Origin of the sequence: Paenibacillus sp. FSL M7-0134, from assembly GCF_038007865.1 — a bacterium.
Classification (GTDB): Bacteria; Bacillota; Bacilli; order Paenibacillales; family Paenibacillaceae; genus Paenibacillus; species Paenibacillus polymyxa_B.
On the sequence record NZ_JBBOXV010000001.1, the window covers coordinates 1,467,160 to 1,479,309 of the forward strand.

11 protein-coding genes are annotated in these 12,150 nt (G+C 42.9%); 7 read left to right on the forward strand and 4 right to left on the reverse strand.

Annotated features, from left to right (window positions below; all coding sequences use genetic code 11):
• Positions 1 to 124: 124 nt before the first annotated feature.
• Entirely contained in the window at positions 125 to 448 is a 324-nt protein-coding gene (locus NSQ58_RS06435; RefSeq protein WP_023986575.1) for a hypothetical protein, read from the forward strand.
• Positions 449 to 638: 190 nt separating this feature from the next.
• Here NSQ58_RS06435 and NSQ58_RS06440 read toward each other — a convergent pair whose 3' ends face one another.
• Positions 639 to 1,253 (reverse strand): Y-family DNA polymerase, encoded by a 615-nt coding sequence (locus NSQ58_RS06440; protein ID WP_338533680.1) that lies wholly within the window; start codon positions 1,251 to 1,253, stop codon positions 639 to 641.
• 804 nt (positions 1,254 to 2,057) lie between these two features.
• On the opposite strand from NSQ58_RS06440, the gene NSQ58_RS06445 reads away from it, so the two are divergent.
• Positions 2,058 to 2,549 carry a hypothetical protein gene (locus NSQ58_RS06445; RefSeq protein WP_023986577.1) on the forward strand — a complete coding sequence of 164 codons (492 nt, stop codon included), beginning with the start codon at positions 2,058 to 2,060 and terminating at the stop codon, positions 2,547 to 2,549.
• 70 nt (positions 2,550 to 2,619) lie between these two features.
• On the opposite strand, the gene NSQ58_RS06450 is transcribed toward NSQ58_RS06445, so the two are convergent.
• The 3 genes from NSQ58_RS06450 to NSQ58_RS06460 form a co-directional block, all read right to left on the reverse strand.
• Positions 2,620 to 3,084, reverse strand: a complete 465-nt coding sequence (locus tag NSQ58_RS06450) for a hypothetical protein (protein WP_023986578.1) — start codon at positions 3,082 to 3,084, stop codon at positions 2,620 to 2,622.
• 462 nt (positions 3,085 to 3,546) lie between these two features.
• The gene (locus tag NSQ58_RS06455; protein WP_235322353.1) at positions 3,547 to 3,762 is read right to left on the reverse strand and encodes a helix-turn-helix domain-containing protein; all 216 of its coding nucleotides are present in this window, start codon (positions 3,760 to 3,762) and stop codon (positions 3,547 to 3,549) included.
• A complete protein-coding gene (locus NSQ58_RS06460; RefSeq protein ID WP_039275274.1) occupies positions 3,714 to 4,046 on the reverse strand; it encodes a hypothetical protein in 333 nt (110 codons plus the stop codon). Before NSQ58_RS06460 ends, NSQ58_RS06455 begins: the two co-directional genes overlap by 49 nt.
• A 361-nt stretch (positions 4,047 to 4,407) precedes the next feature.
• Between NSQ58_RS06460 and NSQ58_RS06465 the strand changes: the two genes are divergently transcribed.
• From NSQ58_RS06465 to NSQ58_RS06485, 5 genes are all read left to right on the forward strand, one after another.
• Complete coding sequence (locus NSQ58_RS06465) at positions 4,408 to 4,965, forward strand: GNAT family N-acetyltransferase (protein ID WP_028541930.1); 558 nt, start codon at positions 4,408 to 4,410, stop codon at positions 4,963 to 4,965.
• Positions 4,966 to 5,236: 271 nt separating this feature from the next.
• Positions 5,237 to 7,909: a pyruvate, phosphate dikinase gene (ppdK, locus tag NSQ58_RS06470; RefSeq protein ID WP_338533116.1), complete on the forward strand. Its 2,673-nt coding sequence runs from the start codon at positions 5,237 to 5,239 to the stop codon at positions 7,907 to 7,909.
• A gap of 218 nt (positions 7,910 to 8,127) precedes the next feature.
• Complete coding sequence (locus NSQ58_RS06475) at positions 8,128 to 9,426, forward strand: ABC transporter substrate-binding protein (RefSeq protein ID WP_338533117.1); 1,299 nt, start codon at positions 8,128 to 8,130, stop codon at positions 9,424 to 9,426.
• 414 nt (positions 9,427 to 9,840) lie between these two features.
• Positions 9,841 to 10,569 carry a LytR/AlgR family response regulator transcription factor gene (locus NSQ58_RS06480; RefSeq protein ID WP_023986584.1) on the forward strand — a complete coding sequence of 243 codons (729 nt, stop codon included), beginning with the start codon at positions 9,841 to 9,843 and terminating at the stop codon, positions 10,567 to 10,569.
• 433 nt (positions 10,570 to 11,002) lie between these two features.
• Complete coding sequence (locus NSQ58_RS06485) at positions 11,003 to 12,106, forward strand: hypothetical protein (RefSeq protein WP_023986585.1); 1,104 nt, start codon at positions 11,003 to 11,005, stop codon at positions 12,104 to 12,106.
• Positions 12,107 to 12,150: the final 44 nt, after the last annotated feature.

The window sequence follows — 12,150 nt, forward strand, 5'->3', positions numbered from 1 at the left end:
TTGATTTGCTGAGATCAAAAAGAGAGGCAGGGGCTGTCTCTCTGAATGGTATGATATTAAAGTAGCATCTAATTGTACATTCCAGTAAGATATATTTAAAAATTTATGTTAGAAAGAGGTAATTATGTTAAAACATCATTTTTCAAAAAAATTGAGACAATCCATTGGAAAGGGAGAGTGTTTTTCTTTAATTCGATGGATGGTTATCTTGTTACTAGCTTTAAGTGTTTCTTTAGCTATGGCTGTTTACGGGATCTTATCAATAGATCTACCGAATTGGATAAAGCCACTGCCACCAAGCAACTGGATTGGATTTTATGGAAGTATGTTCGGGGCATTCCTCAGCGGATCGGTGACCATATTTATTTTTAACGAAACACTTAGAGAAAATCGGAAGACGAATAGTGAAAATAAGCGAGTCCAAAGTTTACCGCTGCTGAAGCTATGAAGGTGTTATTGATATTGCCGGTTCGAAACATAGTGTATAAAAACTTCAATCTAGTCGTTTCGTTTAGAGATATTTTAGGGAATCACTACCATCAAACTTATAAACTAGGTTTCTCCAGCAACGATGGTCTTCCTATATTAACCTTAAAATGTACCACATCACCCATGTGGAAGACTGATAAAAAAGATTCCTATTTCGTACATACGGAGTGACTTAAAAAAAGAATAGTACAAAGGTCTGTACTGCATAAAACAAGGGAGTAACGCCGAATATATAAAAGCGACCATAGAAGGTCGCTTTTTACATTTAGACAAATTGAGTAGCTCTGTAGAAGGGCTAAGCGAATTGTATATTCTTGCTGATAAATCCCTGTTGAATTAATCCTTTTCTTCATCTTTCTTTCAATCCCCCATATGTCTTTCACCAGCGGCGGCCACAGCAGGTGGGGAATATCCTGGTACGTGCATTCTGCGATCCCTGTTTTCTTGGAGTAATTGTCCAACTCCAATTTTGCAAGGAGCTTGTTCGGACCGATTCCAGCTGCGGACGGTAATCTAAGCTGCATAAGAATATCTTTCTGGATACGTTGAACTGCTTCGAGTGTTGTCCCGTGTAGGTGTGCTGTGGCATCTAAGGTAATCCAACTCTCATCAACGGAATATGTAGAAATAGCTTCAGTCGGTACGTACTGGTTTAGTAATTTAGTAACAGTCATAGATGTGTCCAGGTACAGTCCCATCTGAGCATTTACCATCTGGATACGCGGATCGGGAGGGATTTCATATAGTCGGTTTCCTGTCCGGATACCGAATTGTTTTTTAAAGCTGGAGAAGCCACAAGAATTACGGAGCCGGGGCGATTTTTATCGCCTACAACTGCTAAGAGGGTAGTAAGTGGGCCGAGCCCTCTGTCTACAGCTTCAATGGAAGCATAAAAGACTGGCAATAAATACAGGCGACCTCGTGATGGGGAAGTTTTGAGTAGTCAATCATGCTGTACCCCCTCTCAATATAGAACATTTGTTCTTGTGAATATATCACGAAAGTCCTTAGTATATTCATTATAATTTTTTCCTTTTTGGCGATAGAGTAAGTGTCATACAAGGTAAGGGAAATATTTAAAATCTTTATGCCGCAAACCAATGCCGATATTAACAAGTAAAACAAGCCCCAAAAAACCTAGACAATCTAAATACCAGAGTATGGAATATGTATGTAGTTATTGTATAATAATTGTAAATACAGTGAGAGGAGAGAACATGCTAAAGAATCCAAATTTCCTTATTTTAATAATTTTCTTGGCTACATTAACAGTGTGAATTGTATATAATAATCCACCCATTATATTTATGACTGGTTGATGGGTATATACGCTATCCGTTTGATTGGCCGGACGTTGTACGAAAAATACCAGAATAATCATAGGACCAGTAATGTAACCGATACGATTGTAGAAGTGATTATGGTTATGATTTCAGTCGAAATTGTTCTATTTTTATTTATGTCACAAGAAACATGGATGCATAAGTTGCTTTTTTTAATCGGAGAATCCTATTTTCTCATTTTATACTTTTTAAAGAAATCATACTAAAAAATAAGGAAGTGAATTGATGAAGAATCGAACTATTAAGATTGCAGTTGTTATTGTTTTAGTACTAGCATGGGGCATTTATGGCACTTATTATTTTTTGAATTTAAATACCTCTATTCAAAAAGCTGTGTTGGATCAGGTCGATATGGATAATGTCTATCTTCAGATTATAAGAACGCACACTAAAATTACTAATGAACCAGTCGATTATAACGTGCATGTGATGGAAAAGAGTGGAGTTAAAGCAATTTTGGATCAATTATCTGGCATTGAGCTTAAAAAAACAAGCGGAATGAATAACGGGGATAAAGTTCCTTTTTACTATACTATTATCATCCGCCCGAAAAGCAATCAGGATTCAACATTGAAGTATGAAATTACATTTAAGAATAATAAGTTAGTATCTATCTTTAATCAGGAAAAAAATTATAGGCAGGAATATATGATAACAAACGAATTCGACTACCACTCGTTCAAAAATTCAATCGATAAACTTTTCCAGAAGGAGTAGTTAGTTTGTATGAAAAAAGGTCGGTTGTCAAACTCAACCGACCTTTTTCTCAGTTATTTAGGAATCAGTCTTAGAAAACTTCCCATCCATTTCCGGAGTGTGCTTTTTGCACAACGCCATTACCCGAAATAAAACGGATAACGGTACCGTCTTGTAGAGTGTACTCAAGGAACGGGAATTTAATCTGATAAAGATCGTATCTTCCACCGTAAAGGGCAATTTGAGTGTTGATTTTATCAATGCCCGCAATACCGTCGCTAATGACATTTTCGACTGTCGAACCCGTGCCTGAGGCAAATAGCGTAGAGGCGAGGGAAGCAATTCCCATTGCTACCCCTACTGGTGTACTTGCAACGAAGACCAGCCCCAGAACCGTAGCTGTTATTCCTGTCAGCCCTGCTACGATTGCAGCTGTGTTGGCAGAACCACCTCTGAAATTACCGCTCTCTAATGCGACACGTTGTGCTTCACTCATTTTTAGTAATTGATACGGACTTGCCGTTACTGTTGCTGCATACTCTCGTGATCTTGCCATAATATATCAACCTCCTGATTTTTTGTGAGGAATTGATGGAGTCGCTGACATCTAAATGGCTCCACATTTATTTGATATCAGTCTTCAATTCTCATTCACTTATGTAGGTGATTTAAGGCTGTGAATTACAACCAAATCGTGAAAATTACGAAGACATGAATCTTCTCTTATTCATGTGCTTTGCTCCGATTATCCCCTACACATATGTAGGAGTTGGGGGCTGTAACTACACAACCTGAACATGCATTTTTTTCTGGATAAAGAAATTCCCCTTCTGAGCCCCTTAGAATATATATTGGAATACCCCGCTGGTTTATCCAATATAATATCCGAAATATGGGCAAGGAAAAATAAGAGTTGAGGAGTGTGTTGGATTTATTTTACAACAGACCTCAACCACAGCAAAAGCTAAATAAGCTGCCTCCAGTAGAGTAACCGGAAGCAGCTTATCGCCAAGGACTCTTATTTTTTCATGATAAACTCAAGAAGTTCGGTTTTCATACTCTGGATGGCATCTTCTTTTGGCATACGGATAAATTTACTTAATCGTTTAATATCTGGATCGAAATATTGAAAAATTGCATTCATAGCCTCTACATCGGATTTGGTTTGGGCAAGTTCTACTAATTTCATAAACTCATCATCTGACATAAATCGTGAAGTGCCTTCTTTTTCCATTTGTTCACCGCCTGTTGTGTAATATGTAGTTCCTTGGCAACTTGGCCTTCCGTTTTATCGTTTATGTAAATTTCATAGATGACCTTTTTGCCTACCTCAGACCTTAGTCTATTAATATATGATTGCATCATTATTTTGTTATCAGACTCTTCCGAAAACGAGGTTTGAAAGAGATTAGGCTTGGATTCTAAAGAAATTTCACGTTTCCGATTGCGTTTTGTATGATACTGCATTCTCCAAGCAATTCTATAAAGCTCGCGTCGGTAATCTTCGATAGCACCCATCAAAATTTCCTCCCCTTGTTCAAATACGTACATATAAGGTAGGAGTTCTCAAAATCAATATAACAACCAATTTGTAGAATCAATTTTCTTTTTTTGGCGAATATAATAAAATTTTGAATTATTTTGGAACTATTTGAAATTTCCTTATAGAGAGCCTCTAAAATTCTGTGAAGGGTATGGGCGATATGGGAAGCTACTAGAAGACCAAGTGTATGCTGGTATGGATGACGAGCAGGAGCAAAAAGAATCATGTCTGGCAAGCGGAAGGAACCGCTGTTGCAAAAAAGAACAGGTGAAGTCAGACGCTCATTTTTTATGCTATATTTTATACATAAGGAAAATTTGAGAGTTGAGGTGCAGCATGACATCAATGACTATTGTCAAATCATCCGTCACACCAGAATTAATGGCTTTTCAGGCAAGCACTGAAGATCAGGCTGAGGTTCAGGAGTTAATTTTAAAGACGGCCAGATGGCTGCACAGCAAAGGCTCCACACAATGGGGACGCTTACTAAAAGGAAAAGATGATCACAACTTGGGCGGCGCTATTGCACGCGGAGAAGTGGTTATTTTCCGAGCATCAGAGGATCATAGCCTGGCAGGCGCAGTGATCTTGCAGCAGCAGCCCAGTGCATGGGACCGTAAGTTGTGGGGACTAGACGAAACGGATTCTGAAGGAGGAACCTCAGTATATCTGCATCGTTTGGTTGTGGATCGCGATAGCACTGGGAAAGGGCTAGGCCGTGAGCTGATGCAATGGATTGGACAAGGCATCCACTTCACAGGCAAGGATCGAATCCGTTTAGACTGTATTGCGGGCAATGACAAGCTTAGCGAGTTTTACAGACAATGCGGTTATACGTATATAGGCGAAACGAACGGCTATAATATTTTTGAAAAGATGCTAACAGAGATGTAGAAAAATAAAATCTGAGCTGAGCAAAGGGACGTCTAAACAGATGTCCTTTTTGTTTTTTTAAGTCGTGTCATTCTATCCCGATATACGTCTAATTCCGAATTAAAGTGTTTTATAAATAAGTTTATTCATTAATTAAAACATCATAAATGAATGTTATAGGTATATATTACGTCATATATATTGAAATTTCCTCCTGATTTGTGTTACAACTTTAAATAGACATATAGATTAATTCAGGCATGTATCTCGATAAGTGGAGGGAATGAATTTAATGCTGAAAAGAGTGTACTCATTTAACGAAGGTAAGTTGGGGATGAAAGCGCTACTAGGAGGAAAAGGCGCTAATCTCGCGGAAATGACGACACTGGGTCTCCCGATCCCTCCCGGCTTCACGGTGACCACCGAGGCGTGCCGAGCCTACTTTGCTTCAGGCGGCAAGCTTCCGGAGGGCTTATTGGGGGAGATCGTAATCGCCCTGCACGACATTGAGGAAGCGCAGTCGGCTATATTCGGAGATACGGAGCGGCCTTTGCTGGTATCTGTCCGTTCAGGCTCGGTAACCTCAATGCCCGGTATGATGGATACGATTCTGAATCTGGGTCTGAATGATGAAACCGTGCGTGGATTGGCAGAACAGTCGAGAAATGAAACCTTCGCCTATGACTGTTACCGCAGATTTATTCAAATGTTCGGCGAGGTCGTGCTAGGGATAGACTCCATCCATTTTAATCAGCTTCAGGAGCAGAGCAAGCAAACCAACGGGCGTGTCAGTGACCAAGAGGTTAGCGCAGGAGAATGGAAGGAACTGATCGCAAATTATAAAGATCTTGTCGCAGAGCGGAGTGGACAGCCGTTTCCACAGGATGTGTATCAGCAACTGCAACTGGCGGTGGAGGCTGTATTCCGCAGTTGGAACAATATGCGTGCCAAGGTTTACCGGAAGGCTTTCGGCATTCCAGATGAACAAGGAACAGCAGTGAGCATTCAGGCCATGGTGTTTGGCAATCTCGGCAACGATAGCGGAACCGGAGTGCTCTTCACCCGCAATCCCTCCACAGGTGTGAAGGAACTGTACGGTGAGTATATGGTAAATGCTCAGGGAGAGGACGTCGTGGCAGGAATAAGAACGCCTAACCCTATTCCACAACTTTTGGAAGAGCTGCCGCTAGTCTATGATCATCTGGAAGAGCTGGCCTCATTGCTGGAGTGTCATTACCGGGATATGCAGGATATCGAATTTACGATTGAAAAAGGCAATTTGTATCTGCTACAGACGCGCAGCGGCAAAAGAACGGGGCAGGCGGCTGTAAAAATAGCTGTGGATCTGGTGGAGGAAGGGATTATCAGCAAAGAGGAGGCTATCCAGCGGATCGAACCGTCCCACATGGACCAGCTGCTGCATCGCTCCATTGATACTTCCACACCGCTGGAGGCAATTACCCAAGGTTTGCCAGCCTCGCCTGGCGCAGCGAGTGGGCGTATTGTATTCGACGCGGATACGGCAGTGAACTGGACGAAGGATGGGCAAAAAGTCATCCTGGTCAGTGTGGAGACCTCACCCGATGATGTTCACGGAATCATTGCCGCCGAAGGGGTGCTGACGAGTCGAGGTGGGATGACCAGCCATGCTGCTGTGGTTGCAAGGGGCATGGGTAAACCCTGCATTTGCGGCTGTGACGCGCTGAGCATTGATCTGAGCAGTCGGAGCGTCAGTATCGGTACCCTGACCTTTCAGGAAGGGGAGGATATTTCACTCGATTCGACCACCGGACAGGTGTACCAAGGCAGTCTGTCGCTCAATGAGCCGATTATTACACCGGAGTTACTGAAGCTGCTGGAGATTGCGGACGGCATTCGGACGTTGAAGGTCTACACTAATGCGGATACGCCACTCGACGCAGTCAAAGCCCGTGAATTTGGAGCCGAAGGCATCGGGCTATGTCGGACGGAGCATATGTTTTTCTCTGGCAATCGTCTACCTATCGTTCAGGCGATGATTTTGGCCGATGATCAGGAGGAGCGGATTCTTCATTTGAATCGTCTGCTCCAAATGCAACAATTTGACTTTGAGGCTATGTTCAGTGCGATGGACGGTTTACCGATGACGATTCGCCTGCTGGACCCGCCGTTACATGAGTTCCTGCCGAATCTGGAACAGCTTCAGGAGCGACATCGGGAGCTTGTGCTTTCCGGCGGCCATGCAGAGGAGCTCCAGCGTCTTAAAAGCACTATCTCCAAGGTTCATGAACTACGGGAAATTAACCCTATGCTGGGTCTGCGCGGTGTTCGGCTGGGCATTCTGTTTCCAGAGATATACGACATGCAGATTGAAGCGATCTTTAAGGCCGCGGAAGCGGCACTACGCAGGGGCGTGGATGTGAGACCGGGGATTATGATTCCGCTGGTCGGTCACTCCAATGAACTCAAGCAAATGAGGGAACTGGTTGATAAGGTAGCCGTTCAGGTGCTTAGCGAGGAATTTAAGTGGTTCAAGTATCGGGTGGGCACCATGATTGAGGTTCCAAGAGCAGCCCTGCTGGCAGATAGCGTGGCCCAGTACGCGGACTTTTTCTCCTTTGGAACCAATGATCTGACGCAAATGACCTTTGGTTACAGTCGAGATGATGCTGAAGGTAAATTCCTCGGCTCCTATATGGAAAAAAACATACTGGAAACGAACCCTTTTCAGGTGTTGGATCAGGATGGCGTAGGCAAGCTGATCGAATGGGCTGTTGTCAAAGGCAGGGCAAAAAAGCCTTTTCTGGAGACAGGTATCTGCGGCGAGCATGGCGGGGATAGTGAGTCTATTCTCTTTTGTCACCGCAGCGGACTGGACTATGTCAGTTGCTCACCGTACCGGGTGCCATTTGCCCGCATTGCCGCTGCCCAAGCAGCTTTGCTTGTCAGAGCGGAGCAACCTGAGGGATCGTTGTCCGCTTTGTAGCTTATTAGCATATTCAAGGCAGCCTTGCTTCAAAGGCTGCCTTGTTCGTTTTACAGCAACATTGATATGCAGATCTCGTCGAGAACAATAAATTTTATATAGAAATGAAAATGGGGATATCGTGTCTCGCCCTCCTACATATGATGATAGGGAAAGTTTTGTAAGCGTTTCAAAAAAAGAAGACATACAACCAAGTGAAGCTACAGGAGGCGGTTAAGGTGGACAATTACATGAGCTGGATAAAGATTGGATTTTTCCTCAGCGTTCTGTTTTTGCTTGCAGCGGCATGCAGTACCTCTCCCAAAATAAAGAACACAGACGGGCAAAAAGTGCGGCTTACGATGCTGGCTTGGGGTAATCCTGCGGAGGTGAAGGTGTATCAGCGGGCGCTGGATGCATTTGAAAAGGAAAACCCATATATCGAGGTTAAGCTGGTGCCTGTGCCGGGAGACCAATATGAGCAAAAGCTGCTGACACAGCTTCAGGAAAGTCGCGGACCGGATGTGTTTTATGCGTATGAACCAACGATTGCGCGTTTGATCGGGGCGAAGCAGGTGCAGCCTTTGGGTGAGTTTTTAAATAGTGATGCGAGTGATGTGAAGGCTGAGGATTTTCCAAAAGGATTGTGGGGACCGGCAAAGCGTGACGGGGAAATCTATGGGGTCACTCCCGACTCCAACCCGATGGTCATGTATTACAACAAAAAGGTATTTAAGGAAGCAGGCGTGAAGACGCCGCAAGAATACTATGACGAAGGCAGGTGGAACTGGGATGCTTTTGAGGAGGTTACATCCAAGCTGAAGGCAGCTGGAAAGCAGGGTTATATTGCGGAAAACTGGTGGGCTCACTGGTATTCATGGGTGTGGTCGAATGGCGGTCAGATCTTTGATGAACAAGGCAAATATGTGCTGGACCACAATGAAAAGGGCAAGGAAGCCTTCAGTTTTATGTACGATATGGTGAAAAAGGGAAATGCGGTATATCTCGGCTCGCTTCCCAAAGGGCAAGGGGCTGACGCGATGTTCATGTCCAATCAAGTCGGCATGCTGGCGGCGGGAAGATGGCTGGAGCCCTTGTTTAGTCAAAATAAAAGCCTCAACTTCGATTATATCTACTGGCCATCCAATACCGGTAAGAATGAGCCCGTCGCCATTCCGGTTGCCTATGTAGCTGTAAACAAAAATAGTCCGCATGTGCAAGAGGCCATGAAGCTGGCAGCATTCTACGTCTCTGTGAAGGGGCAGGAGGCGCGGCTAGTTGAAGGCGGAAATGCCATGGGTACACTTGCTGCGGCCGATGAGAGCATTATGAAAAAGGCGACAATTGAGCATTCAAGCTATTTGACTGAGGGACGTAACATAGGGCATGCTCATGGATCTGCACTGGCCTATGATGCTCAGGTGCCGGGGTTGAACTCGGATATCACGGAAACCATCGACCGGATGTTCCTGGGCAAGCAGGATGCTGCGGCAACCATTGAAAAGTTGAATCAGATCATATCCAAGGCGGTCAAGTAGGCACGGGATGGGCTGTGACCGGGGAGGAAGGTGACAAGATGCAGAAAAAGCATCAAGCGCTGTGGGGCTGCCTTTTCATTGGCCCCCAGCTTCTGGGTCTGTTAAGCTTTTGTTAAAAATTGTTTTCCAGGTTCTGATTAGTTACCCCTTAAAAAGTCAGAGTTTCGCCTTAAAAACAAGCAAGGAATTCGAGTCGCCCATGTAGAAGTTGTTGTTGTCGAGGGAAAAAAGATTCCAAATAAGTCGTCTCGTGCTACGCCGTATTATGAAGGAAACCCGTCTGAAGATGAATTGCCCGTCCCCGTCATAGAATCACATATCAAGCAATTCGGTAAAGCGCCGCAGGCTGTAGCCACCGACCATAAATTTTCAACACTTGTATCTTAACTGTACAAATGAAGGAAGTGGTATGCCGTGAAGGTCGTAATTTGTGAAGACGAATGTTATTGGCGCGATGCGTTAAAAGCGTCTATATCTCGGTGGGCTTTAAATAAAAATATAGAGCTGCAATGTGCTGATTTTTATTCGTCCCAGAAATTAATTCAATATCTTAATGCTCACATAGATATAGACGTAGTTTTGCTCGATATTTCGCTAAGTAGTGAAGAAGATATTGATGGGATGACTACAGCAAAGCATATCCGAAAAATGGGCAATCGGGTACCTATCATTTTTGTTACCGTTGATTCTGCTCGTGCTATTGACGGATATTTAGTGGAAGCAATGGGCTTCTTGAAAAAACCTATTGACGAGAAGCGACTTTCGCTATTTTTGGATAGAGTAGTGAAGCAAAAAAAACCGGAGCGAGTGTTCACTATCATAGCAGAGTCCACCATAAATAGTGTTCGTCAAAGTGATATAGTTTTTGTGGAAGTGAATAATCATACGATAATCTATCATACAACAAAAGAGGAAATCTATCTTAGAGGAACCTTAAACAAAGTGATGCAGTTATTAGGCTGTGAAAATTTTATCCAGATACATAGGTCGTATGTAATTGCAAAATCTAAAATCTACAGAGTAAAAATAACTTATCCATATTCCGTCGATATTTTTAATGGTCATGAGATTACCAATCTCCCTGTGAGCAGGAATTATATTACTAACCTGCTTGAGGTATATTCAGATGATGTATTGCAGTGAATATTATAAATACAGTATGCTTCCTTGAAGTCTTTTGAACGAAATGTAGCGTCGTACTGATACCCTTGGCGTAATCAGTCCTATCATCAGAAAGGCATGCCCAAATTAATGAAGGGTGCCGCGAAACAGCTAATTTACAGCTGGTTTGCGACACCCTCTTTTAGTTGTCCGGACGGAAATTTACTCGTATTTCATGCTGTTTACGACATCAACATACTATCTACGCCAGTCCATTGAAATTTCTTCTGTACTATTTAATAATCTAGACACAACAGAAGAAACGATTGACTCATATTCAAAACTACGAAAGGAGAATGCGAGTGATATAGACTTTTACGTTATGCATCTTAGAGATGATCATGTAGATGACTTCCTAGAACGAAGCTTACTAATTTTTTGAAAATAAGTATCTCAATCGTGAAAGGAGTACATTATGAAATTTGTCAGAAAAAGTGTTAGTTTTATTTTGGCAATACTGCTCATGTACAGTGTTTCAGTAGTTCCCTCTTTCGCGGCAAGTGAAACAACGTCGCAAGCGGCTAAGGAAGAGACGAAGAAGGCAGAAATTCAATCCATGTCCTCGATACCGTATTCTGCAATGGATACTCAAAAATTTGAAAATCTAGATGAAATATCTCCGGACGAAGCGAAAAAGATTTCCACAGATTCAACCCAGAGCAGAACCGTTAAACCGCAAAGCGCATGGGGTATCTCTGAACCTGTATTTGTAGGAGATGGCACTCTCAGTGATTCATTTGATAGCTACGCGGTTTCTCTCACTGCAAAGCAGCTATCATTCCTAAAGCTGGATTCCAGCAATCCAAATCTGTTGGCTATTCTGTACAATGTCAATGCCAACGGCTCGTTAGGCAGTTCTACTGGATGGGGTGTTAAAGCAAACGGAGGTCAAGCATACATTAATATCCCGGCAGGTAAATATGCGATTGTAATTGGTTCTGCGACAGGTGAAGAAAAAGGCAGCTATAAATTGATGTGGAATGCTTCCAATCCATCGGGTGCCTCTGCCATTATCAATTGTACAGCTGACCTTTCCAGAGTCGTATTGTATTATGATCTTTCAACGATCCGCAGCAACGGAGATAATATCTTAACGGGACTCAATTGGGAAAACCACGAAACCTGGTATACCCCAAATGGGTATTCCGCTAGAGATATGAGCATTTCAGTAGCTGAAGTAAAGGGCGTATATTTGGGGTCGTTCTCCAGTAGTGCACCCTATTCTGCTCCAAATGCATTACTGATTGAAATCAATAAGGGGTCATGGCTGTATAGTAACAGCTATTATCGTAATGTAAAAGGAGATGTAACCCATATTATGGATTACACCGATCCTTCGGGTCTTCAAACTCCGAGAACCTTTGGAACAGGGGAAGCCGATTTTTCGTATGGTCCTAATTACATCGTTATTAATTTGGACACATTCCAGGTTTGCGAGTTCTTAAGTCCATTCAATTATTTTTATACTTCAGATGGTGGCCGCACCTATTCGCTTACCAAGCTACAAAAAATATCTTAAATCGAAATCTTCATCATTGTCCAAAAGCAAATTATTGAAGGCAT